Source organism: Aeromonas sp. PI_26 (genome assembly GCF_027854445.1).
Lineage (GTDB): Bacteria > Pseudomonadota > Gammaproteobacteria > Enterobacterales > Aeromonadaceae > Aeromonas > Aeromonas veronii.
The window spans coordinates 41,135-64,697 of the sequence record NZ_JAJNOE010000006.1 but is presented as its reverse complement, the minus strand read 5'-3'; the positions used below and the strand labels follow the sequence as shown (position 1 = coordinate 64,697).

Annotated in this window: 17 protein-coding genes; 8 read left to right on the top strand and 9 right to left on the bottom strand. The window is 62.1% G+C overall.

Features of this window, described 5'->3' with window-relative positions; all coding sequences use genetic code 11:
- Positions 1–24 precede the first annotated feature (24 nt).
- Positions 25–852 carry a transporter substrate-binding domain-containing protein gene (locus tag LRL22_RS08620; protein ID WP_270905191.1) on the top strand — a complete coding sequence of 276 codons (828 nt, stop codon included), beginning with the start codon at positions 25–27 and terminating at the stop codon, positions 850–852.
- A gap of 59 nt (positions 853–911) precedes the next feature.
- On the opposite strand, the gene tpx is transcribed toward LRL22_RS08620, so the two are convergent.
- On the bottom strand, positions 912–1,412 hold the full coding sequence (tpx, locus tag LRL22_RS08615; RefSeq protein WP_005341463.1) for a thiol peroxidase: 501 nt from the start codon (positions 1,410–1,412) through the stop codon (positions 912–914).
- A 184-nt stretch (positions 1,413–1,596) separates the two neighbouring features.
- On the opposite strand from tpx, the gene LRL22_RS08610 reads away from it, so the two are divergent.
- On the top strand, positions 1,597–4,044 hold the full coding sequence (locus LRL22_RS08610) for a zinc/cadmium/mercury/lead-transporting ATPase (RefSeq protein WP_270905190.1): 2,448 nt from the start codon (positions 1,597–1,599) through the stop codon (positions 4,042–4,044).
- Between the two features lie 210 nt (positions 4,045–4,254).
- Here LRL22_RS08610 and pulA read toward each other — a convergent pair whose 3' ends face one another.
- On the bottom strand, positions 4,255–8,319 hold the full coding sequence (gene pulA / locus LRL22_RS08605; protein WP_270905189.1) for a pullulanase-type alpha-1,6-glucosidase: 4,065 nt from the start codon (positions 8,317–8,319) through the stop codon (positions 4,255–4,257).
- Between the two features lie 262 nt (positions 8,320–8,581).
- Between pulA and LRL22_RS08600 the strand changes: the two genes are divergently transcribed.
- Positions 8,582–8,995 carry a hypothetical protein gene (locus tag LRL22_RS08600; protein ID WP_270905188.1) on the top strand — a complete coding sequence of 138 codons (414 nt, stop codon included), beginning with the start codon at positions 8,582–8,584 and terminating at the stop codon, positions 8,993–8,995.
- A gap of 56 nt (positions 8,996–9,051) precedes the next feature.
- Here LRL22_RS08600 and dmeF read toward each other — a convergent pair whose 3' ends face one another.
- On the bottom strand, positions 9,052–10,008 hold the full coding sequence (gene dmeF / locus LRL22_RS08595; RefSeq protein ID WP_270905187.1) for a CDF family Co(II)/Ni(II) efflux transporter DmeF: 957 nt from the start codon (positions 10,006–10,008) through the stop codon (positions 9,052–9,054).
- Positions 10,009–10,079: 71 nt separating this feature from the next.
- Here dmeF and LRL22_RS08590 point away from each other — a divergent pair, with 71 nt between their 5' ends.
- From LRL22_RS08590 to LRL22_RS08580, 3 genes are all read left to right on the top strand, one after another.
- Positions 10,080–10,355: a metal/formaldehyde-sensitive transcriptional repressor gene (locus LRL22_RS08590; RefSeq protein WP_270905186.1), complete on the top strand. Its 276-nt coding sequence runs from the start codon at positions 10,080–10,082 to the stop codon at positions 10,353–10,355.
- A 127-nt stretch (positions 10,356–10,482) separates the two neighbouring features.
- The gene (locus LRL22_RS08585; protein ID WP_270905185.1) at positions 10,483–11,679 is read left to right on the top strand and encodes an amino acid aminotransferase; all 1,197 of its coding nucleotides are present in this window, start codon (positions 10,483–10,485) and stop codon (positions 11,677–11,679) included.
- A 66-nt stretch (positions 11,680–11,745) separates the two neighbouring features.
- Positions 11,746–12,678 carry a LysR family transcriptional regulator gene (locus tag LRL22_RS08580; protein WP_270905184.1) on the top strand — a complete coding sequence of 311 codons (933 nt, stop codon included), beginning with the start codon at positions 11,746–11,748 and terminating at the stop codon, positions 12,676–12,678.
- A gap of 63 nt (positions 12,679–12,741) precedes the next feature.
- On the opposite strand, the gene LRL22_RS08575 is transcribed toward LRL22_RS08580, so the two are convergent.
- The 4 genes from LRL22_RS08575 to LRL22_RS08560 all read right to left on the bottom strand — a co-directional run bounded on the left by LRL22_RS08575 (position 12,742) and on the right by LRL22_RS08560 (position 16,255).
- Positions 12,742–13,065, bottom strand: coding sequence for a DUF1820 family protein (locus LRL22_RS08575; protein WP_216952118.1), 324 nt, complete (start codon positions 13,063–13,065; stop codon positions 12,742–12,744).
- Between the two features lie 124 nt (positions 13,066–13,189).
- On the bottom strand, positions 13,190–14,074 hold the full coding sequence (locus tag LRL22_RS08570; protein WP_270905183.1) for a YjjW family glycine radical enzyme activase: 885 nt from the start codon (positions 14,072–14,074) through the stop codon (positions 13,190–13,192).
- 10 nt (positions 14,075–14,084) lie between these two features.
- Positions 14,085–15,611 carry a YjjI family glycine radical enzyme gene (locus LRL22_RS08565; protein ID WP_270905182.1) on the bottom strand — a complete coding sequence of 509 codons (1,527 nt, stop codon included), beginning with the start codon at positions 15,609–15,611 and terminating at the stop codon, positions 14,085–14,087.
- 164 nt (positions 15,612–15,775) lie between these two features.
- Positions 15,776–16,255, bottom strand: a complete 480-nt coding sequence (locus tag LRL22_RS08560; protein WP_227341454.1) for a L,D-transpeptidase family protein — start codon at positions 16,253–16,255, stop codon at positions 15,776–15,778.
- Positions 16,256–16,536: 281 nt separating this feature from the next.
- On the opposite strand from LRL22_RS08560, the gene LRL22_RS08555 reads away from it, so the two are divergent.
- Positions 16,537–19,716, top strand: coding sequence for a S41 family peptidase (locus LRL22_RS08555; RefSeq protein WP_270905181.1), 3,180 nt, complete (start codon positions 16,537–16,539; stop codon positions 19,714–19,716).
- Between the two features lie 15 nt (positions 19,717–19,731).
- On the opposite strand, the gene LRL22_RS08550 is transcribed toward LRL22_RS08555, so the two are convergent.
- Complete coding sequence (locus LRL22_RS08550; protein ID WP_270905180.1) at positions 19,732–21,024, bottom strand: ferredoxin reductase family protein; 1,293 nt, start codon at positions 21,022–21,024, stop codon at positions 19,732–19,734.
- A 308-nt stretch (positions 21,025–21,332) separates the two neighbouring features.
- Here LRL22_RS08550 and LRL22_RS08545 point away from each other — a divergent pair, with 308 nt between their 5' ends.
- Positions 21,333–21,569 carry a hypothetical protein gene (locus tag LRL22_RS08545; protein ID WP_270905179.1) on the top strand — a complete coding sequence of 79 codons (237 nt, stop codon included), beginning with the start codon at positions 21,333–21,335 and terminating at the stop codon, positions 21,567–21,569.
- Between the two features lie 80 nt (positions 21,570–21,649).
- On the opposite strand, the gene LRL22_RS08540 is transcribed toward LRL22_RS08545, so the two are convergent.
- Positions 21,650–23,515: a M3 family metallopeptidase gene (locus tag LRL22_RS08540; RefSeq protein WP_270905178.1), complete on the bottom strand. Its 1,866-nt coding sequence runs from the start codon at positions 23,513–23,515 to the stop codon at positions 21,650–21,652.
- Positions 23,516–23,563: the final 48 nt, after the last annotated feature.

Sequence of the window (23,563 nt, the reverse complement as noted above, 5' to 3'; positions counted from 1 at the left end):
ACCCATCACCAAGAGAGACCCGCCATGACCAGACACATCCCCCTTCTGCTGCTCGTGGTCACCCTGCTCGGCAGCGCCACCCTCGGCCTGTCGCAGACTCCGAAGAACGACGCTGCCCCCGAGCCGCCTAAACCGGCGCGCATCCTCAATGCCCACCTTGGCGAGCTGCCGGGGCTGATCAATGCCGACAAGACAGGCCCCTTTGTCGACCTGGTGCACGCCATCGATGATCTCTACCCCGATGTGACCATCAAGATCACCATCTACCCCATCGCCCGTGCCATGGCTGGGGTGATCTCCGGCAAGGCTGATCTGGGGCTGCCCGCCATCCGCAACCTCAAGGATATCGATATGCTGGCTTATCGCTTCAGCACCCGCAGCTTTGGCAAGGTTGCCCATGTGATTTACAGCAATACCGCCTATCCGGTCACCACGGATATGGCCTATGGCATAGTGCCCACCAAACGGGATCTGCTGATCGAGGCCGTACCCGACTATATGCCCTTCCCGGTGCAGCGCTCGATGAGTATCGAGCAGTCACTGCGCAAGCTCTCACGCGGCCGTATCGACGCCTTTGTCTGGGCACAAGAGGAGGCCGACCTGATGCTCAAGCAGCTGGGGCTGACCAATATCAGGCGAGAATTTTTCGGTGATTTCGAGGATGTCTTCATCATCCAGAAAGGGGCAGCAGGTGATGAGATGGACGAATTTCTCCGGCAAGCCATTGATCAGCTGGCTGCCACTGGCAAACTGGCCGAGATCTACGAGAAGATCCACCGCCCCTATGTAGAGTGGCAACCCTCCCCACCCGCCAAGGCTGAACCTGCGCCCCCCCCGCCAGCTACGCCCTGAATGGACAATTCCCGCATAAAAAATCCCGCCGAAGCGGGATTTTTTTATGGCTTGCAGCCTTACAGCACGGCCAGCGCCGCAGCGTAGTTCGGCTCGTCGGCCACTTCGGCGACCAGCTCGCTGTGCAGCACCTTGTTGTCACCATCCAACACCACGATGGCGCGAGCTGTCAGACCGACCAGCGGGCCGGAAGAGAAGGCAACGCCGTAATCTTCCATGAAGGCCGCACCGCGCAGGGTGGAGAGGGTCACTACCTTGTCCAGACCTTCGGCGCCGCAGAAGCGGGACTGGGCGAACGGCAGATCGGCGGAGATGCACAGCACGACAGTGTTCTCCAGCGCGCTGGCCTGCTCGTTGAACTTGCGCACAGAGGTCGCGCAGGTCGGGGTATCGACGCTCGGGAAGATGTTCAGGATTTTGCGCTGACCGGCAAAGCTTGCCAGGGTCACGTCGGAGAGATCCTTGGCCACCAGGGAGAAGGGCTTGGCTTGCTCACCGGCGACCGGGAAGTGACCAGCGACGGAAACCGGGTTGCCTTGCAGAGTGACTGAGTTGCTCATGTGTTATGTCCTTTATTGGTGTAGTAAAAATCCGGGTGATCAGTATAGGGGCGGCGAGACCAGACAAACACCCGCGAAGACAAGGGATATAAAGGGGTTGACCTTGGACTTAACACCAAGGTTTAGACTCCTTCTCGGTAATCAGGGATCTCGCAGGGGCGGGATCCATCAAGAGGGACTCATCATGAGCAAATCCTGCTGCAATCATCAGCACGCCGCCCCCATCAAGGCCGTCAGCAAGGCGGCCCCCGGCCAGAGTGAGCATCACCACGATAGCCACTGCTGCGACAACACCACGCCCGTCAGTTGCTGTTCAAGCCCGACGCCTCATGAGCACGCATCCCGTGACGGCAATGAATCCCCCGGGGATGAAGAGCCTCCCCGAGGAAGCGGTCACGCTCAAGCGTACTGCAGCGCCCCCTTATCGCCAGCTCACGATCATAAGCATGATCACGAGCACGATATGCCCCCTGCAGACCCGCTGGTTGCGCCTGCGCAAGGCAACAGCCGCCATAGCTGGCAGGTGATGGGAATGGATTGCCCCAGCTGCGCCCGCAAGATCGAGACCGCCGTCAGCCGGGTGAGCGGCGTGCAGCAGGCGCGCGTGCTGTTTGCCACCGAGAAGCTGGTGGTGGATCTGGCCCCCGGTCTCTCCCCCGATCCCGTCACCGCCGCCGTGCTGGCCGCCGGTTTCCAGCTTAAGGGGGAAAGCGCTGACAAGCAGGCAGCTGGCCGCAAGCAGGCTTCACAACAGCCCCTGCAGGGCAATCTATTCGGTAACTTTTTGGGCAAATATTGGCAGCCCCTGTCACTGGCCGGTCTGATGCTGGTTGCCGCCCTGCTGCCGAAAGAGTTCGGTCAGCCGCTCTTTACCCTGGCGACCCTGTGGGGGCTGTGGCCTATCTCTCGCAAGGCGTGGGCGCTGACCAAAAGCGGCTCCCCTTTCGCCATCGAAACCCTGATGACGGTCGCCGCCCTGGGCGCTCTGTTCCTCGGCGAGACCGCCGAAGCGGCCATGGTACTGCTGCTATTTATACTGGGTGAGCATCTGGAGGCCTACGCCGCCGGACGCGCCCGGGCCGGGGTGACCGCCCTGATGGCGCTGGTGCCTGACAAGGCGCTGCGGATCCGTACCACTGCCGAGGGCGAGGTGCGGGAAGAGGTAGCTGCCGATGCGCTGCGTCCCGGCGATATTATCGAAATCGCCCCGGGTACCCGCTTGCCTGCCGACGCCCGCCTGCTCGATGAGCTCGGTGCGTTTGACGAGAGCGCCCTGACCGGTGAATCCATTCCGGTGGAGCGCCATCAGGGTGACAAGGTGCCGGCCGGCAGTCTGGCTGCCGATCGGGTACTGCGCCTTGAAGTCGTCTCCGAGCCCGGCAACAACGCCATCGACCGCATTCTGCACCTTATCGAGGAGGCCGAAAGCCAGCGCGCCCCCATCGAGCGCTTTATCGACCGCTTCAGCCGCTGGTATACCCCGGCCATGATGCTGGTTGCCCTGCTGGTGGTGCTGGTGCCGCCCCTTGCCTTTGGCCAGAGCTGGGACGAGTGGATCTATCGCGGGCTGGCGCTGCTGCTGATCGGCTGCCCCTGCGCGCTGGTCATCTCCACCCCGGCAGCGGTTACCTCGGCGCTGGCTGCGGCAACCCGTCAGGGGGCCCTGATCAAGGGTGGTGCCGCGCTGGAGCGATTGGCCCATATCGATACCGTCGCCTTTGACAAGACCGGCACTCTGACCCTGGGCAAGCCGCAACTGACCGAGCTGGTCAGCCTCAATGGCCAACCGGAGGCCGAGTTGCTGGCACTGGCGGCTGCCATCGAGCAGGGCTCCCACCACCCGCTGGCCCGCGCCGTGGTCGCCAACGCGACCGAACAGGGACTCTCGCTGGCGGAGGCTCGCGACCTGCGTGCCCTGCCGGGCATGGGGGTTGAGGGACGCATCAACGGTGAACTGTGGCAACTGCTGGCACCGAGCCGGGTGGCGACCCTGAATGTGGAACAGCAAAGCCGGATTGCTTCGCTGGAGCGGCAGGGCAAGACCGTTGTGGTGCTCTGCCAGAGCGTCGGCGACCAGGCTCTGCCGGTCGCCCTGCTGGCGCTGCGGGATCAGATCCGGCCGGAGGCGGCAGCCGCTCTGCAAGAGCTCAACCGGCTCGGGCTCAACAGCATCATGCTGACTGGGGATAACCCCCGCGCTGCCGAGGCCATCGCCGGTGAACTCGGGATGGGCTGGCGTGCCGGCCTGTTGCCGGAGGGCAAGGTCGATGAAATTGCCAAGCTCGCCAGCTCGCAGAAAGTCGCGATGATCGGCGATGGCATCAACGATGCCCCCGCCATGAAGCGGGCCAGTATCGGCATCGCCATGGGGGGCGGCACCGATGTGGCGCTGGAGACCGCCGATGCGGCGCTGACCCACAACCAGCTCGGCGGTATTGCCGCGATGATCCGGCTGTCGCGGGCGGCACTGGCCAATATTCACCAGAATATTGCGCTGGCGCTGGGGCTGAAGGCCATCTTCCTGGTCACCAGCCTGCTCGGCATCACCGGCCTGTGGATTGCGGTGCTGGCCGATACCGGCGCCACCGCGCTGGTGACCGCCAACGCCTTGCGGCTGCTACGCAAGGGTTAAGCCAGCCGATAGCATCCCAGCCAAAAGCCGTCCCCCAACCGGGACGGCTTTTCTTTTTCCTCTCATTTCTCTCACGGCCCCCCGTAAAAGAAAAAGCGCGCCTGCCGGTCGGCAGTCGCGCTTTGCTTACTCTCTCGGAGTTATCCCACCCTTGGCAAGGTGGAATTCAACCCGGGGGCGCCGAGCCATCCCCCGGACTCAATGGCTTGCTTACTTGACGCTGCACTCCTGAATGACGGCTGTGCCCGCCTTGACGCCAGCCGGGTCAACCTTCACCAGCACACTCCACAGCCCCTGCGGCAGGGTGATGCTATTATTGGCACTGCCACCCTTGGAGAAGGCGAACGAATAGCCGGTTTCAGCGTTCACCGCGCCGCCACCGTTGAGCAGGTACTCCTTGCTCCAGTCCTCATTGGCGACCTTGAACTCGGTGCTGCCGGCGTAGTTGAACGCCGCCTGATAGATGGCGAGATCGCCGTCCATCCCCTTGTAGCTCAGCTGGTACTGGGGCTGAGCATTCCAGCCTGAAAGCTCCCCCTTGACGAACAGGTTGTAGCCGAGCGGATTGCCCGCCACCGTATCCAGCACCTTGCAACTCTGCACCGGCTCGGTGAAGCTGACGCTCAGGGTCGGTTTGTCCTTGTTCATGGCGGTAAAGACAAACTTGTAGCTGCCTGCCTTGGCCAGATCGACACCGATATTGCCGGTTTCTCCCCCCTTGCAAAGGGTCAGCGGAGTGCCGACCACCAGCTTGTCACCGGCGTTACAGCTGCCGTAGTTGACCGGCCCCCAGCTGGCGTCAGCGATCTTGACGTTGGTGGTACCCAGCTTGTCGGTGCTCACCTCGGTAGTGAACTCGTACATAAAGTTGCCGCTGAAGGTCATCTGGTTGGTGTTGCCCCACTCATTGAGGAACCCCTTCAGATAAACATCGGTGTTGCCAAACGGTGGCAGGGTACTCAGGTCGGTCTTCTTGCTGACCGGCATGCCCGCCCCCTGTGCACCAGACTGCGGCTTGACGAACACGGCGGCAGACCAGGCCCCCAGCGTCAGCTGGCCGTTATCATAGGCGGCGCCGCTGGCGATGCTGTCGACTGCGCGATGCTTGCTGCTTAGCACCATACCGCTCAGATCGATCGGCTGATCGTTACCGTCACGGAAGTCACCGATGCTCTGGCTCTGGTTGCTGGCGTTGATCATCACCACCAGGCCGTCGATGGCCGGATCCAGATCCGCCCCGGCCCTGACGCCATCATCCACCGTCATGACGATAAGGCCGGGCACCTGATCCGGGCCGGTATTGCGGAAGTCGACCCGCTTGATCACCTCGGCGCCACTGCCCAGACGCAGCAGGCGGGAGGAGTTGCGCAGCTCCGCCAGCTCCTGATAGAAGCTCACCATCTGCGCCATCTCGGCCGAGCCCGGCTTGGCATGCTTGCCGAGCACCTGCTCGATCAGCGGATAGTTGTCGCCATCCTTGTCCTTGCGCGGCAACCCCTTGTCGAAGTTGTTGTCGCCCAGGGTGTAGTCGACCTTGTTGTACCAGTCGCCCGAGTCATAGCTGTCCCGCTCCATGGATTTGGAACGCAGCAGCTCGACACCGGCGTGGGTGAAGGGAATGCCCTGACCCAGCATGGCTGTCGCCAGCGAGACCCCCTGCATCCGCACCAGATCGGCTCCGGCAGGCGCCTTGTATATCAGGTTGTCGAACAGGGTCTGGTTGTCGTGCTTGTCGACATAGTTCTGCACTTCCACCGGATCCTGGGCATAGCCGGCAGGCTGACCGTTGTAGTCGATCTCGGCGCCTTTCTTCGGCATGCCATCCTTGTCGGTCAGCACGAACTCCTTGAGGTTGCCCGCCATGCCGAGCCGCACCAGATCGGACTGGTGCAAGGCCGTCGCCAGATCCACCTTGCTCATTTCGTTAGGATCGACGAAAGCACCGTTGCCAAAGCCCTGGGTCTTGCGAATGGTATCGCCACCGTCGAACGGACTGCCGCCGCGCACCGCATCGCGCAAGCGGTCGGAGAAGGAGCCGATACCGGTACCGCCCAGATGCTTCTGGGTAGCCTGCACGAAGCGCTTGTCATCCTGCACTTCGCCGAAGTTCCACCCCTCGCCGTAGAAGTACATCTCGGGATTGACCTTCTTCACCGCGGCCAGCGCCTGAACCATCTGATCTTTCGGATGGTGGCCCATCAGGTCGAAGCGGAAGGCGTCGATCTTGTAGTCGCGCGCCCAGGTGACCAGGGAGTCATCCATCAGCTTGGCAAACATGGCGTGTTCCGGCGCCGTGTTGGAACAGCAGGTGGAGTTCTCCACCGAGCCGGTCTCCGGATTGAGGCGCTGATAGTACCAGGGCACTATCTTGTCTAGCACCGACTTGGGGCCGAGCCCGGATTCGTTGGTGTGGTTGTAGACCACGTCCATCACCACGTTCATGCCGATGTTCTGCTTGATGGCCTTGACCATCTCGCGGAACTCCAGAATACGTTTGGTGCCCTCGGCGTTGGTGGCGTAGGAGCCTTCCGGCGTGGTGTAGTGGTAGGGATCATAACCCCAGTTGAAGGAGTCGACGCCGCGCAGATAGCCGGAGAGCTCCTGCACCTGCGGATTATCCTTGCTGTCGCCCCCTTGCAGGTCGGCCAGCACATCTCCCACGGTCTGACCGCCACCGCAATAGCCACCAAATCTGGATGTTTTCACATCCGGATTGACCTGACAGAGCTTGCTGAAGTCATCGCCGAGATTGGCTACCTTGGCCGGATCCTCGTTGACGGTAGCGATATCAAACACCGGCAGCAGGTGCAGGTGGCTGACGCCGCTTTTTGCCAGCGCTTTCAGATGGTTGACCGGTACAGAGTCGGGCTGGGTCAGACCGACAAACTTGCCGCGCTTCTCTTCATCGGTGGAGGCATCGTTACCGGTCAGGTCGCGAATATGGGCCTCATAGATGGTGATGTCGGCGGGGTTCTGCTGGCTGTGGGGCGCCTTGAGGCTGTCCCATCCTTCCGGTTTCAGGGCCGGATCGTCGAGATCCACTACCTGACTGAACTCGGAGTTCATCGCCAGACTCAGGGAGTAGGGATCGGTCACCTCATAGTGCTCAACCTTGCGGCTCAGCGGATGGTAGACCTCCATGTCGTAGCGGTAGAACTGGCCGATCAGCTCGCTGCCCCCCTCATAACTCCAGCTGCCGCTGGCGCTGTCGAAGGTCATCGCCACTTCACCACTCTTCTGGTGGCTGGCGTTGTAGAGGGCCAGCTTGACCGACTTGGCGGTCGGCGCCCAGAGGCGGAAGGTCACCCGGTTACCCTCCACCACGGCACCATAGCTCAGCTTGGTCGCCTCGGGAGCATAGAGCGCATCGAGGGCGCCGGCGCTCTGCACCAGGGTCGCCCCCTGCAGGATACCGTCGGCATCGGTGCCGATAGCCACCAGCTCACCCTTGAGCAGGGGCTTGAGATCTTTCCCGGCAGGCAGGGCAAAGGCGGCCGCATCCTTGAGGTGCGGATATTTGGCCTGCTGCTCGGCAGTCAGGCTGGTCGCGGTCAGGCTGATATAGGGGAAATCGAACACCCCATCGGCATTGGCCTTGATGGTGCCCGAGTCGGTGTAATAGAGGCGAACGTGGGGCTTGTCCTTGCCCCCTTGCCAAATCAGGGTATTGCCATCGATCAAATGAGCGCTGGCCCCCGCCACGCCAAAGGCGGCGGTAAAGGCTTCGGCACGGCTGCCAAACAGATCTTTCTTGCCTGCAACGATGGCCACGGTGCGATCCGGGTGCTCACTGAAGCTCACCTTCATATCGCTGCCGGTCAGGTTGGCCAGATCGCCGTTGCGGGCGATAAAGTTGATGCACCCTTCCACCTTGTTGAGCGGAACGACCCAGGCCGGACCAAAGCTGTCGGCGGTGGCCGGTGTCTTGCTCTTGTCATCCCACCCGGTATTCAGGCCGCTATCTGCCGTTGCCTTGCAGGCGTCGTTGTTCCAAAGGTGCAGGCTGTAGCTGTCAAACGGTGCCTTGGCGCCTTTGGCTGCCGACTGGGTATCCACCAGTGCAATGACCACCTGATTGTCGCCGGCAACCAGCAACTCTTTCGGGGGATCCATCTTGGGCAGACGAGCGACAGGCCCATCGGTGACTTCAGGTGTAGGCGGTGTAGGGGGGACGGGGTTCACACCGGAGGCATCAGAGCTGTTGTCATTACAGCCAGACAAAAGCGCGAGCAGTGAGGCTGTTACCAGCGCCACTTTGGTCTTTTTCATATCCATATTTTTATAATTCCCGCTGTAGTTAGTCTCGATAGTCGAGCACCCGGTCATTGCCAGGCGGTGCCATATTAATCAGCGGCAATCGATTCAAATGTGAGCGAGAGGGCAAAAAAACCATCCAGTTTCAACAAGATAACGTTTTCAGACTGAAACTTCGATCCGGCTCACAGACCTCGCGGCCATTTGGCCTCATATCTGGAAAACGGCAGTCACGGGGTCAGAAAAGCAATGTCTGATCAAGTGGATACACAAGGAGTAAGCAATGAAACGGATTGAAGAGCAGGCAAGACGACTCGATCAGGAGTATCAGGCGATCGGGCAGCTGTTCGACCAGTTCTGCCAGCAGGCTGGCGCCCTGGCCGAACAGTATCACTTCTTCAACTGGCCCGATTATGAAGACTCACCCCCGCTGAGCCGCGCCTTTACCCTGCTGGGGGAACCCCGCGAACTGCGGCTGCGCTGTCAGCCCGGTGAGCGCTCCGCCCTCAATGGCCTGATCCAGGTGGTCTCGGAGGATGGCACCATAGATGCCAGCCTCGGATTTCGCGCCGATGGCCAGTTGCTGCTGGAGTCCGGCAAACTGCTGGACAACCCGCCCGGACTGCTGCTCAAGTTGCTGCTCGGCGCTGTGTGGCAACACAAACCCCAGGATGAGCTCACCGGGCAGCCGCACTGACATCAGAGTGCCAACGGCACTGAAACCAAGGGGGCCAACGGCCCCCACTATTTATCCTATTCGCTGGTGATTTCGATGGTCACATGCACCAGCTCTTCATGGATCGCCAGCCGCTCGCGGATCTGCTGCGCCGGTAGCGGATTGACCATCAGCAGAGAGAGCACGCAGGCATACTGCTGCTGCCCTACCCGCCAGACGTGCAGATCGCGGATATCAGTGCCCGGCAGCTCGGCAATCACCTCGCGGATCTCCGCCACCAGCGGGGTATCCATCTCGGCATCCAGCAGCACCCGACCAGAGTCGCGCAGCAGTCCCCAGGCCCACACCGCGACCAGCCCGGCACCCACTATGCCCATCAGCGGATCCAGCCAGTCGGCCCCCCACAACATACCCCCAGTCAGCGCCAGAATCGCCAGCACGGAAGTGGCCGCATCCGCCAGCACGTGGATATAGGCGGCGCGCAGGTTGAGATCCTGATGGCCGTGGTGATCGTCATGGTCATGATGATGATCGTGGTCGTGATGCTCATGATGGTGGTCATGGCCGTGGTGATGGTGGCCGTGATCATCCTTGAGCAGCCAGGCACAGGCGAGATTCACCAGCAGCCCCACCAGCGCGATAGCGATCGCCTGTTGATAGTGGATCGGGCTGGGATCGAGCAGCCGGAACACCGACTCGAACAGCATCAACCCGGCCACTCCTACCAGCAACAGGGCGCTGGTGAAGCCACCCAGCACCTCGATCTTCCAGGTGCCGAAGCTGAATCTGTGGTCACGGGCGAAATGGCGGGCGGCGCGGTAGGCCAGCACAGAGAGACCGAGCGCCAGTGCGTGGGAGCTCATGTGCCAGCCATCCGCCAACAGCGCCATGGAGTTGTAGAACCAGCCGCCGCCAATCTCCGCCATCATCATGATGACGGTCAACAATACGGCCCAGCGGGTCTTCTGTTCGGCCAGCGGATTGCCCTCGTGGATGACGGGTTGATGGCAGTGGGATTGAGCGAGGGATGACATGGATTTCTCCTGAGAGCGATGATGCAATATACTATACCCCAGTATAGTTTTATTGATCGAGAGGATCCGTCATGTCCCACACCATTCACGACAAAAAGAAGTTGCTGGCACGGGTGCGCCGCATCAAGGGACAGGCCGGTGCGCTGGAGAGCGCGCTGGAGCAGGAGAGCGACTGCACCGCCATTTTGCAGCAGATCGCCGCCATCCGCGGCGCCGTCAACGGCCTGATGCTGGAGGTGCTGGAGGGACATATGCGCGAGCATCTCGGCGCCCCCGATGCCACCCCTTCCGAGCGGCTGGAGGATCTGGATCAGGTGGTCAACGTCCTGAGATCCTATTTGAAGTAAGCAGGATTGCGGCGCCATCCCTTCAGGCTCGACCAGCGTCGGGCTTGAGCCACCGCCAGCTTTGCGCCATGATGTCCAGCCCGGCTGACCGCCGGTTTTACTGGACAGTCAATTTCAAGGATCCCCCATGTTTGAACACGTCGATGCCTATGCTGGCGACCCCATCCTGACGCTAGTCGAGACCTTCCACAAAGACACCCGCGAGCAGAAGGTGAACCTGGGGATCGGCCTCTATTACGACGAGCAGGGGCGCATTCCGCTGCTGCCGTCGGTGCAGCAGGCCGAAGCCCAGCGCGCGGCCGCCCCTGCCCCGCGCCCCTACCAGCCGATGGAAGGCGCCGCCAACTACCGCACCGCGGTGCAGCACCTGCTGTTTGGTGCCGACCATGAAGCGATCAAGGCGGGACGTATCGCCACCATCCAGACCATCGGTGGCTCGGGCGCATTGAAGATCGGCGCAGATCTGCTCAAGCGCTACTTCCCGGCCTCCGAGGTGTGGGTCAGCAATCCGACATGGGACAACCACAAGGCGATGTTCGAGGGCGCCGGCATCAAGGTGCACGACTACCCCTACTACGATGCGGCCACCGGCGGCGTGCAGTTTGATGCGATGATCGACTGCCTGAGTACCCTGCCGGCCAAGAGCATCGTGCTGCTGCACCCCTGCTGCCACAACCCGACCGGGGTGGATCTCTCCCGTGCCCAGTGGGATCGGGTGATCGCGCTGGTGGTCGAGAAGAACCTGATCCCCTTTATGGATATCGCCTATCAGGGCTTCGGCGACGGGCTGGAAGAGGATGCCTACGCCATTCGCGCCATGGTGGCCGCCGGCGTAAGCTTCTTCGTCAGCAACTCCTTTTCCAAGAACCTCTCCTTCTACGGCGAGCGGTGCGGCGGCCTGTCGGTCATCTGCAAGGATGCCGAAGAAGCCAGCCGCGTACTGGGTCAGATGAAGGCCACCGTGCGTCGCAACTACTCAAGCCCGCCCACCCACGGTGGCCAGATCACCGCGGCTGTGATGAGCCAGCCCGAGCTGCACGCCATGTGGGTCGACGAAGTGACCGAGATGCGCACCCGCATCAAGGCCATGCGCCAGAAGCTGTTCGAGGTGCTGAGCACCAAGGTACCGGGCCGCGATTTCAGCTACTTCATCAACCAGCGCGGCATGTTCAGCTACACCGGCTTCACCCCTGAGCAGGTAGATCGCCTGCGCGAAGAGTTCGCAGTCTATCTGGTGCGATCCGGTCGCATGTGCGTGGCGGGCCTCAATAGCCGCAACGTCGACTATGTGGCTGACGCCATGGCGGCGGTGCTCAAGGGCTAATCCGCATCAGCCCCGCTTTGGCGGGGCTTTCTTGTCTTGTCTCTTCCCTTCGCTTGTGGAGTACTTATGGATCTGATCGCACTCTCTCGGCTGGGAGGTCGCCATCTGGTCACCCTGCATCTGCTGCTTGACAACCAGAGCGTCACCCGCACCGCCGAGCGGCTCTGCACCACGCCTTCCACCGTTAGCAAGACCCTCAACCAGCTGCGGGGTCTGCTGGGGGATCAACTGCTCTACCGCCAGGGCAACCAGCTGCTGCTCACCCCCATGGCCGAGCGACTGGCTCCCACCCTGCACCGGTTGTTGGGGGAGCTGAACGGCCTCACTCGCCAGAATGCCTTCAACCCCCAGCAGTGGCAGGGCTGCTTGCGGCTGGGATTGCGCGAGAGCGTGATGACCTGGCCGGTGGGCCCCATTCTGGGTCAGCTGATGAAAGAAGTCCCGGGCATGGTGCCGGAGATCTGGAACAAGGATGAGCAGGGGCTGGAGGCGCTGGCAGCGGGCAAACTCGACTTCGTGATCCTGCCCCATGACCAGAGCCAGCCGTTACCGCGCCAGCCTGGGCTGGTGTGGGAGACCCTGCGGGAAGAGAAACTGGTCTGTCTGCTGCGCAAAGACCACCCGGCGCTGGCCAAGCCCTGGGATCTCGATGCCTACCTGAGCTGGCGCCATATCGCCATCCGGGATCAGGAGCTGGCCAACCCCTTCTTCGAGCAGAGCCTTGCCCAGCAACAGGTGCGTCGCCAGATTGGCGCCACCCTGCCCGATTTTGCCAGCGCGGCGGCCCTGCTGCCCCAGACTGATCTGATCCTCACCGCCATCGGTGGCTGGGCGGCCTGCATGGCCAGTCAGCCGGATCTGGTGATGCGTCCGGCACCGTTCGATTACGGCAAGGTGAGTCACAGTCTGGTCTGGTATGGCCCGGCCGGTGATGGCTCGGCCCGTCACTGGTTCCGCCAGCGGATCCTGCAACTGGGTCGCGAATTGATTGAGCCCTGAGCCGGATGACAGCGAGAAGAGATGGATGTTTCACCGCGGCGAAACATCAACGGCAAGTAGGGACTAGGGACGTTTGGTATAGATGGGGCTGGGGAAGGAGGCGACGTTGCTACCCAGATCCGTGATGCGGGCAGCCCCCTGCTTTTTCACCTGATCGATGCGCAACACCTGATGCATTGGGATAAGGGTGTGACGCACATCGGCAAATTCGCTCTTGAGCTTTTCATGGCTGGGATCGACGATAAGCGCCGTGTGGTTGTCCCAGACAAAATCGGCGATCTCGATAAAACCGAACAGTTGGCCCTGATTCACCTGGCGCACATAGACCTCGTAGCGCTCGTTGTGGCAAATAAACTGAACCCGATATAACGCCTTGCTTTCACTCATGATTTATCTGTGATGGAGGAGGGACGGATGGGCAATATCATAACGAGCCCCAAGGCCCCCTCCAATAGACAGAAGTCACAGTTGTGTGCTTTTACTACACAGCAAGGGAATCGATCAGACCTCTTTAGATCAGCGGTGGCAAGGTCACCGCCCCCACTCCCGCAGCACGCAACCGACTCGCCAGCCACTTCAGCTCGCTGCGGGTCGCCTCTGGCCATTGCGCCGCCTCCCCCCGCACCCCGTGGTGGCGAAAACCGTTGAGGCGAATGGGCACAGGCCCAAGCTGCTGCAAGAAGGCGGCGAGATCCACGTCCAGCTCACCACTCGCATCCAGAAAATCGCTTTTGCCCGGCACATGGAGCAGCCGCAGTTCGGTCAGCTTGCCGTGGCGTGCCAGTAGTTGCAGCGACCCCAGCACCCGCTCGCGGCCATAGCCGGTCAGGGTGTGATGGACCGAGTCGCGCCAGCCCTTGAGATCGAGCATGGCGCCGTCGAGCACCGGCAGCAGCCGCTGCCAGCCGGTTTCGGCCAGAGAACCGTTGCTGTCGAGCAGGCAAGTGAGATGGGTCAGATCCGGCGCGCCCTTGATGGCAGCAAACAGCGCAACCACAAAGGGGAGCTGGGTGGTCGCCTCACCACCGGAGACGGTAATGCCGGTCAGCAAGGGGCCGTAGCGTCGCAGTAGAGCCAGCACGTCGGCCACCGTCATGGTGGCCGTCTTGGGGTTGGCGCTGCGCGGGCAGGCCTCCAGACAGGCGTCGCAGTCGGTACAGAGCATCGCCTGCCAATGAACCTTGCCTTCGCTCATGGATAGGGCGCCGCTCGGACAGACCGCAAGGCAGTCGCCACAATCGTCGCACAGCCCTATGGTGTGCGGGTTGTGGCAGCCGGGGCAGCGAAAGTTGCAGCCCTGCAGAAACAGCACCAGCCGGTTGCCCGGCCCGTCGACACAGGAGAACGACAGCACCCTGCTCACCAGAGCGCTGCGTGTTGGCAAGACATCAGCCATCGGTGCGAACTCAATACTCGCCGATGGTCGATTCGTGGGCGACTACCCGCGGAGCCCGCTGACGAATGGCGGTCACTTCACTCGCCTCGGCACCGAGACAGGTGGTCTGCAAGCGCGATCCCTCCTCTGCGAAGCGAGCCACGTCGCTCTTGCGGATCATGTAGCCGGTCACCCGCACCAGATCGCTGTCGGCCACGTTGGCGGTGAACTCGCGCATACCGATGGCGAGCGCCCCCTTGCAGAGCTGCAGCAGCGCCTGCGGGTTCTGGCGGATGGTGGGATCCAGCGTGAGGATCTCGCTGATCCCCGAATGGTAATAAGTGTGGTGCGGCGCCAGCGCCAGCACATGGCTGGCCGGATCCGGCTCCTGCCCGTAGGGGATGCGCACCCCGGGGGTGACTGCCACATCGATGCTGAGGCCACCTTGCGAGTGCAGCAGGGCGCGACCACCCCAGGCATGGGTTTGCGGCGTCGCAGTGACATATTCCGAGAGCTGGGCCGAGATGCGATAGCCAAGCTGGTTCGCCTCCTCGCCGTGACCATAGCGATCCGGCAGATTCTCTTTATCCATCAGGATATTGACCGCTTCCGCCATGCCGTAGATGCCGAACATGGGGACGAAGCGATCCTCATCCAGCAGCCCCTCTTTCACCAGGAAGCTGTTGAAGAAGCCGGACTCCTGATGCAAGAAAGCGGCCCGCGCTTCGATCAACTGGGAGGCCAGACGGCAGTAGTGGGGCAGCAGGCAGCCGAGGAAGTCATCGATCCCCTGGCACTGCTCGGCGACCCGCTTGAGGGAGATGCGCACCAGGGTATTGGCGCCACCGGCCTGCGGCAAGGCGTTGTAACAGCTGACGATGCCAAAACCACGCTGGTCAAAGGTATCGCGATGGATCGGGTAGTTGGCGATGTGCGGCTTGCTGCACTCGGCGATGTTCTTCACCGCCTGCAGCAGCAGGCTGTCCGGGGTCTGCTCCGGATCGTGGAAGAAGGTGAGGTTCGGCGCCACCTGCTTGAGCTCGTTGTCGATGCGCAGGATCAGGCGGCAGATGCGGTTGTCATCAGGCCCGATGTTGACGTGCATGAAGGCGTCCGGCAGCACCCGATCCAGATAGACCCAGAACCCCTTCAGCTTGCGATAGAGGCTCTCGTCATCCAGTTCGCCGACAAACGGCAACAGCAGATGGTCGAGCCGTCCCAGCCAGACCGGCATGCCGGTGACGGAGGGGACATGGTGATAGAGGATGCGCAGGGCGTTGAGCGCCTCGTCGAAATCCTGCGGCGCCGTCAGCTCCAGCCAGGCAGAGCCCTGAGTCAGGAATTTTTCATAGTCCGGCAGCACATAACGCGGCTTGTAGGGGGCATGCCCTTCGAACATGTCGCAGATAAATCCCTGCTCCATCGCCTCGGCGACTGCGGCAGGCAGGTCGGGGTAGGGCAACGCATTCTCGGCGGCCAGCGCCAGTGCGTGGCTCTTCTGAGCAGCGGAGAGATGGGGATCGCGCACGATGCGCTGACAGGTTTCGGTCAAAGACATGGGACACTCCTTCACGGATAGAGCACATATCCTCACCATTTGCAGGCTTTTTTTGAAGTGACATTCACAACAATGCGAATGTCTCAAAAAGACATCCGTTAAAGGGGATCACAACCAGAACAGAACGGGGGCCTTGTCTGCCGACAAGGCCCCCGTTGTGCGGATCAGGGCTCGATGATGATGGGCGTACCCGGGTCAATGGCATTCCAGAGCTCATCCATCTCGTGGTTAAGTACCGCAATACAACCGTTGGTCCAGTTGGAGGGCTGTACCCGACGGTTACCCATCCGGTTAAGCTGACCATGGATCATGATCATGCCACCCGGGTTCACCCCCAACTCATTGGCGCGCTTGATATCGTCCAGATTCGGGTAGTTGATATGTATCGCTTTATAAAAGCCGGAGTTGCTCTTCTTGTAATCCAGGGTGTAGCGCCCCTCCGGGGTACGTTGATCCCCTTCCCGCTGCTTGTGCCCCTTGGGCGCCGGGCCCAGTGCAACCCAGTAGCGCTTCAGTTCCTTGCCATCCTTCATCAGGGTGAGGCTGTAGGTAGACTTCTTGACCACCACCAAATCGGCTTTTTCGGTAAAGGCAAAACTCAGCGCGGGCCACAGCCCCAGCACACACAACAATACGGCTCTCATTCCATCCCTCGACAAGCCTCTGGCAGGGCTTTTTATGGTTGTCACATCATCTGAATAGGCTCGCCCGTTGGCGAGCGAGCGCCATGATATTGGATCGCCATCAATACTCAATAGACCCAATAAAACATATCTTGGCTGCGAACGGTGAATGGTCCATGAACGACCTGCGCAAACATGACTAATTGACAATAAAAACAAAAACATAGATTACATTTTCTGGCTAGCCATGATGCCGCAGATCGGTAAATATGTAACAATTGAACCTGATTCAGGATGACATCATGCCTCTGCACTTCTTGCCGAACTCTTCGCTGACCCGCCTGCTGCTGGTCAGCGCACTGCTCTGGCTGCCCGCCAGTGTCGCCGCCGATGCACTCTGGCTGCGCGAGCCCGCCCTCTCCCCCGATGGCAAGCGGCTTGCTTTCACCTGGCAGGGGCGCATTTTTGTCGCCAGTGCCGAGGGTGGCCCCGCTACGGCGCTCACCGGCAGCGACTACCTGAGCCAGCGGCCAATCTGGTCACCGGATGGCAAACAGCTCGCCTTTGCCGCCAATCTCTACGGCAACGAGGATGTGTTCGTGGTGCCTGCCAGCGGCGGCGAGATGGTGCGCCTCACCCGCGATTCGCGCACCGATCTGCCGCAAGCCTTCAGCGCCGATGGCAAACGGCTGCTGCTGAGTAGCCAGCGCCTGGGGGCGCCCGATGCCGACCATTTTGTCGCGGAAGGCTACCAATGGGGTGAGCTCTACTGGACCCCGCTCAACGGCGGCACCTTGCAGGCCGATCTGCCGCTGCCTGCGACCCTCGCTCGCCCCCACGGGGAGCGGCTCGTCTATCAGATGCCCGCGGCGGATCAACCCTTTCGCAAGCATCAGCACTCGTTCGCGGTGCCCCGTCTCTGGCTGTTTGATGGCAAGCAGCACAAGCAGCTGACCGAAGATCGGGTGGCGGCCACCGATCCGGTCTGGAGCGACAAGGGGGACACCCTCTTTTACCTGAGCGAGCGCAGCGGTGATTTCAACGTCTGGCGCCGGGATCTTGCCAGCGGCAAGGAGCAACAGCTGACCCACTATCAGGGCCATCCGGTGCGGGGGCTCAGCGCCTCTCGCAATGGCGATCTGGTCTGGTCATGGCTGGGCGAGCTCTATCGCCTCGATGCCGGTAGCAGCGAGCCACGCAAGCTGACCCTCACACCGCAAGTGGCGAGCACGCCGGATGAGGCGAGCGAGGCCCTGACCCTGGCAGACGAAGCGCTGGTCAGCGAAGAGGCGGACGAGCTGATCCTGGTGAGCGAGGGCAACCTGTTTGCCGTCGACCCCGAGCGGGAGCGGGTGCGCCAGCTGACCCGCGATCCGAGCGAGCAATCCAGCCCCCTCTTCGCCGAGCAGGGCCGCGCCCTCATCTATCTGTCGGAGCAGCAGGGGCACGCCGCCCTCTATCGCCTGCGCAAGGGAGATCCGGATCTGCTGTTCAGCGATCCCGGCACTCTGACCGAGAGCCTGCTGCTGGCCATTCCCGACAAGGGGATCAGCCGTCCGGTGCTCTCCCCCGATGGCAAACAGCTCGCCTTCGTGGTGGATGGCCAGGCCATCCACCTGCTCGATCTGGCGAGCAACAAGCAGCGGGAGCTGGTGCCTGCCAGCTTCAACCCCTCGCGCCACGAGGTGCATCTCGCCTTTGCCCCCGACTCCCGCCATCTGGCGCTCACCTTCCGCCCCGATGCGGCAGAGCAGGAGATCGCGGTGATCGACACGGCCAATCCCAAGGCCAAACCGGTCAATGTCAGCCTCAACGGCTATCAGGATGGGCAACCGGGCTGGAGTCAGGATGGCGCCATTCTCTACTGGCAATCGACCCGGTTTGGCGCACTGGGGCCCGATGGCGAGCCCCTCGTCACCAACCTGCTCGGCATCTACAGCAGCCGCGCCGCCAAAGCCGATGCCATTGCCGAGCTGGAGCCGCCGAAAGGGGGATACGGCTTTGAGAGCGATCGTCTCAACCATAGAGAAGCGCTGCTGCTGCAACCCACCGGCACCCTGCTCGCCAGCCGCATCATCGGCGACCAAGTGATCTATCTGGTGGAAGAGATGGGGGTCAACAGCGAGAGCGAGATCAAGGGCTACAGACAGGATCTGCGCAAGGGCAAAACCAGCGAACTGTTTGGTGAGCAGCCCGGCCCAGCGCTGGCAAGCCTCAACCAGCAGGGCACCCTGGCTACCCTGGTGCGGGATGGGGAGATCACCCGGATCCATCTCGACTCCGGCGAGACCACCTGTGCCCCCTTCGCCTTGCAGCCCACCAGCCGCTGGCAGGCACGCATGACCGCCGCCTTCGATCAGATCGCCCGCCTAACCCGGGACGAGTTCTATCTGGACGACATGAACGGGGTAGATTGGGAGAGCTATGTCGCCGCTTACCGCCGCCTGCTGCCAGGCATCGGCAACCCGCGGGACTTTGGCAACCTGTTGGCAGAGCTGGCTGGCGAGCTCAATGTCTCCCACACCTGGGGCAGCGGCCCCGCGCCTTTCCCGCGCATGGCGGACGAGACCGCCAGCCTGGGCGGCTACTGGCAGGATGGCGAGCAGGGGGTGATGCTCACCGCCATGCTCTCTGGCGGCCCGCTGGATCAGGAGAGCGATATCGCCCCGGGCGCCCGCCTGCTCACCATCAACGGCGTCCCGATTGCCAATCTGGCCGAGCTGGATCAGGCCCTCAACCATCAGGCTGACGCCCGGCTTGCCCTCACCTTCCAGCAGGCGGGCAACAAGCAAACTGACGAGGTGGTGCTCACCGCCATCGACAAGCAGCAGGAGTACCAGCTGCAACAGGATCGCTGGATTGAGAAACGGCGGGATCTGGTGGCCAGCCTGAGTGGAGGACGGGTCGGCTACGTCTATCTGCCGGCAATGAATAGCGAGGTCTACGATGCAGTGGTGGCGGATGCCCTCGGCAGGCAGCGCAATCGCGAGGCGCTGATCGTCGATGTCCGCTTCAACAGCGGCGGCTATCTCGCCAATACCCTGGTGGAGTTTCTGACCGGCAGCGGCAGCGCCAAGGGAATGGCCAGCAGTTGGCCCCGTCAGGGCAAGGGTGAAACCGACGCCGCCACTCGCCAGTGGACCAAGCCCTCGGTGGTGCTGGTCAACGCTGGCAGCTACTCGGAAGGCTCCGCCTTCCCCGAGTACTACCGCACCCTCAAGGTCGGCCCCATCGTCGGCGATCCGGTGCCCGGCACCGGCACCATGGTCTACAGCCACGACTCCCGGCTGATCCCGGGCCTCTCCTACGGCATCCCGACCCTGGGGCTGCGCAAACCGGACGGCACCTTCTACGAGAATCAGGAGCTGATCCCGGATCTACAGGTGCCACTCACCCCCGCCGACATGGTGGTCGGGCGCGACCCGCAACTGGAGGCGGCAGTACAAGCCGCCCTCAAGCAGTTGCCAGCCAGCGCCAAATAACGGCGACCGTCGAGCTCAACGAAAGCGAAACAGCTCGCGATGCAGATGCCCGTCCGGCAACAGCCGGGTCAGGGCATCTGCCATCCCCTCCGGCCCGCAAAACCACACTTGCTCGGGCGCATCCTGCGCGATGCGGGCCAGATCCAGCCGCCCGGCTGTCTTGTCCAGATGCAGCTGATAGCGCACGCCGGTGCGATGGCAGAGCTCGGCCAACCGTCGGTGGTAGACGGCGCCTGCCAGATCCGGCGCACACTGGATCAGGGAGATCCCCTCGCTGCGCTCCCCACGGGCAGCCAACCCCTCCAGCCAGGCGACGAACGGTGTGATACCGATCCCGGCCCCCAGCCAGAGGGCTCTACCTCCCCCTTGCGGGGCGACAAAGGCGCCATAGGGCCCGGTCACCACCACCCCATCCCCGGCGCGCGCCTCTGCCACCAGCTGACGGGTATGATCCCCGAGCGCCCGCACCGCGATCACCAGCTGGCGCCGATCCGCCGACACCCGCACCAGGGTAAAGGGGTGCGGCCCCTCCTTGGCGTCAAACTCGAAGAAGGCAAACTGGCCCGGGCGGTAATGGGCGATCGGCCGCTCCAGCTGCATGGTCAGCTCGCAGGTGTGATCCGCCAGCGTGCGCACCGCAACGACCAGGCCTGGATGGCGATCCCGCGCCCCCACTTGTCCCAACAGGGAGTAGAGGGCCCCGATAGCACCGATCCCGCCGATCAACCAGATCGATACCCCAATAGGCGTCATGGCTCCCACCTGAGGCAGCAGGCAGAGCCCGTGCCCCCACCCCGCAAGATAGATGAGCGGCGCCAGCCGGTGGATCAGCCGAAAACGGCCATAACTCACCAGCGCCAGCAAGCTCACTACCACCAACGCGATCAGTAGATAGAAACTCCACTCACCCAGGGTATTGCCAAGGGCATGGAGCGAGATGCCATTACCTGCACCAGCTCCAGCTGCACTGGCCCCACGCCGGGCGGGACGACTCAGCCAACCCGCCGAGACTGCCCACTTGGGCACCTCCACCACCAGCCAATGCGCAGTGAGCGCCAATGCACCGCCAATGGCCGTCTGACGGTGCAATCGCAACATCCGGTCCAGACCGCCACACCACACCTCCAACTGCGGCAGACGCAAGGCCAGCAGCAGCGAAATGGCCATATAGGCCATCCCCAGCAGGCCGGTCAGTAACAACATCTCATGGCGCCAGGGCCACACCCCGTTGGCATCCCCCGCATAACCCAGCCACCAGACCCCGACCGCCAGCAGCGGCAACAGCCACCACATCCATTTGTTCGTCATAACATGCTCCCTGGTTCCATCGCGGCAGGGCCTGATCTCCCTGCTGATGGCACCATTGCACACCTGTCTGGTCACAAAACTTTGCCAGTGGGGGAAGCTTGTGTGGCAATGTGTGACAAACGGAAACAAAAGAGGGGCCGACTGGCCCCTCATGATCACCCTTGTTGGCTCGCCCCTTTTCACAGGAGATGGCGCACAATCCATCTCCGCTGTGATTGACGACCTGCCAGAAAAAGGAATCAAATGGGGACGTTACATATCTGCGGCGGAAAACCTGCTGCCCACTCTTCCAGACAAGGAGATCCCCCTTGCTTTCATCCACCGAACAACGCGTCTGCCCCAGCTGTCAGCGCGAGACCAACCATGTCGTAGTACTGGTCGACAAATCCTATGGAAAAGAGGTGAAACCAGAGCAAAAGCGCAAAGCGTTTATCAAGGACTTCATTACCGGCTGGGCCGCCGACCCCTTTCTGGCCAACATGGATCGCTTTGAACGCCATGCCATCTGTGAAAAGTGCGGAAATAAAGTCATTGATGAATCGTGAATAATGAAAAAAAGAATGGCAGGAAGGTCGCCCCTCCTGCCAATTGCCTATTCATATCAAGCCTGCCTTCATCACATCACTTACTGCACGCAGCTCAGCGCCTCTCTGACATCTCCAGCAAAGTAGCACCGGGTAATCCACGCCTCGAAGTCGGCCAGCATGCGGGTTTCCGACTCGCGGTTGTCGGCGATAAGCTCGGCGCCGTGTACCACCCGGATATGGGCGTCGAGCGGGCCTCCCTCACCCGCCGCGGGACGCTGCTGCGCGGCGGCCATGCAGGCTTGCGCCTGTTGCCACGATTCGGCGGCGCTCAGGTTGCACGCCTCGGCCAGCGGCACCGCGCTGAATCCCTCGCCAGTCAGGCTGCGCAGGGTCTCATCATGAGTCATGCCATTGCCCGGCCCCCAGTAGTGGGTAGCCAGATCCGGCCCGATACGCGGGTTGTCGGTAAGGTAGCCATCACGTTTGAGGAAAAAGGCGCGGGTCTGCTCCACCGCCATCAGCGCTAGCAGGTAGCCGTGATAGGCACAGGCTGACTCCTGATTAAGAAGGTGCGGAATGGCCAGCAGCGGGCGCGGGCTCTCCACCCCGAGGATCTTGCGCTCCCACTGGCGGGCCAGCGCCAGCACAGCCTCGGGGGTGCGTTCCGCCTCATCCATGGCGTAGAGATCCCGCTCGCAGTAGGCCACCAACGCGATCTGGCGTTCGTTAAACGCGCGAAACGGCTGACGCGCTTCAATCATCTCCTTGATGAGGGCATCGGGAACAGCCTCTCCTGCCGCATTTCTAGCGTAACGTTTGAGCCAGTCGGCATCGTCCAGCAGGCTGTCGCAGAACATCGACTGGGTCTCGGCATAAGCCATGGAAGTTGGCGGGAACTCCTGGGAGAAGCAGGGGGCGTTGCCGGTGACATTGGCAAAATGCGCGGCGTGCCCCCCCTCGTGGAACAGGGTGTTGAGGCCACTCCAGCCGCTGCCCACCTGCGCCGGATCGGCCAGGCTGGTGAAATTGACCACCGCAGGCACCCAATCCCCTTGCTGGAAGAAGCTCGGAACCGGGCCGTGGCAGAAGCCGTTCTCATACTTCCCCTCCCGTGTCAGCAAATCCAGGGTCAGGGTCGCCCCGCGATACTGGATGCCGAGCCGGCGGAAGCTCTCGACCCAATCTCGCAGCGCCCGCGAGAAGGGCACGTAAGGATCGAGCTGACGGGTCACGTCACCGCTCACGCTGTAACGCAGGTTGTGAGGCAGCAGGGCCGCCTCGCCCTTGGCGGCCTTCAGCTCGGCCAGGCTCTGCTGCAACCGAGCGTCGGTGCGGGCAATAAAGTCGTCGAGGATGGCGAACAGCTGCTCCGGGCTCATCTGCTCGTTCTTGCGCACCTTGTAGTCGAAGTAGTCGCGATAGCCCATGGCGCGGGCAAAGCGGTTGCGGATCGCCACCACCTCGAGAAAACCGTTGCCGACCACCCACTGCTCCAGGGTGTGTAACATGGCGAGCGCGCTCTGGCGCACCGCCTCGTTCGGGCTGGCGGCAAGGGACGTACTCGCGGCGGGCAGGCTGCCTGCGACCTGCTGGCCCTGCTCATCCAGCAGGGTCAGTTTCAGCCCCTTGCGGCGGGCGAACAGCGCCGCCTCAGCAGCCACCAACTCATCCATCAGGGCGGATGCGGCGGGATCTTCAATCACATTGCACTCGAAGAAGGCGATCCAGCCTTGCAGACCGCGCTTGAGATCATCCTCGTCGGCCTGCGCCAACATCTCCCGCAATTCGGGCAGACGGGCCGGATTGGCACAAAAGGCCTTGTAGGCCTGCTCGGCCGCGGTGAAACCGGCCTGATCGTCGCTGGTGCCCATATAGGTGGACCAGAAGAGATCCTCCTTGCGCCTGTGCACCTGCAGGTAGTCGGCGTTGAGCTGGTTGAAGTAATTCCTGGCAATGGAACTCATAAATTCCCTCTTGTTATGGGGTCACCCGCAGCGGGGCCCACTCCTTTT

Excerpts from the sequence above, each read along its gene's own strand:
- LRL22_RS08610 (WP_270905190.1), top strand. The coding sequence starts at position 1,597 with ATGAGCAAATCCTGCTGCAATCATCAGCACGCCGCCCCCATCAAGGCC.
- dmeF (WP_270905187.1), bottom strand. The coding sequence starts at position 10,008 with ATGTCATCCCTCGCTCAATCCCACTGCCATCAACCCGTCATCCACGAG.
- LRL22_RS08540 (WP_270905178.1), bottom strand. The coding sequence starts at position 23,515 with ATGAGTTCCATTGCCAGGAATTACTTCAACCAGCTCAACGCCGACTAC.
- LRL22_RS08565 (WP_270905182.1), bottom strand. The coding sequence starts at position 15,611 with ATGTCTTTGACCGAAACCTGTCAGCGCATCGTGCGCGATCCCCATCTC.
- LRL22_RS08560 (WP_227341454.1), bottom strand. The coding sequence starts at position 16,255 with ATGAGAGCCGTATTGTTGTGTGTGCTGGGGCTGTGGCCCGCGCTGAGT.
- tpx (WP_005341463.1), bottom strand. The coding sequence starts at position 1,412 with ATGAGCAACTCAGTCACTCTGCAAGGCAACCCGGTTTCCGTCGCTGGT.
- LRL22_RS08600 (WP_270905188.1), top strand. The coding sequence starts at position 8,582 with ATGAAACGGATTGAAGAGCAGGCAAGACGACTCGATCAGGAGTATCAG.
- LRL22_RS08550 (WP_270905180.1), bottom strand. The coding sequence starts at position 21,024 with ATGACGAACAAATGGATGTGGTGGCTGTTGCCGCTGCTGGCGGTCGGG.
- pulA (WP_270905189.1), bottom strand. The coding sequence starts at position 8,319 with ATGGATATGAAAAAGACCAAAGTGGCGCTGGTAACAGCCTCACTGCTC.
- LRL22_RS08585 (WP_270905185.1), top strand. The coding sequence starts at position 10,483 with ATGTTTGAACACGTCGATGCCTATGCTGGCGACCCCATCCTGACGCTA.
- LRL22_RS08575 (WP_216952118.1), bottom strand. The coding sequence starts at position 13,065 with ATGAGTGAAAGCAAGGCGTTATATCGGGTTCAGTTTATTTGCCACAAC.
- LRL22_RS08590 (WP_270905186.1), top strand. The coding sequence starts at position 10,080 with ATGTCCCACACCATTCACGACAAAAAGAAGTTGCTGGCACGGGTGCGC.
- LRL22_RS08570 (WP_270905183.1), bottom strand. The coding sequence starts at position 14,074 with ATGGCTGATGTCTTGCCAACACGCAGCGCTCTGGTGAGCAGGGTGCTG.
- LRL22_RS08620 (WP_270905191.1), top strand. The coding sequence starts at position 25 with ATGACCAGACACATCCCCCTTCTGCTGCTCGTGGTCACCCTGCTCGGC.
- LRL22_RS08580 (WP_270905184.1), top strand. The coding sequence starts at position 11,746 with ATGGATCTGATCGCACTCTCTCGGCTGGGAGGTCGCCATCTGGTCACC.
- LRL22_RS08555 (WP_270905181.1), top strand. The coding sequence starts at position 16,537 with ATGCCTCTGCACTTCTTGCCGAACTCTTCGCTGACCCGCCTGCTGCTG.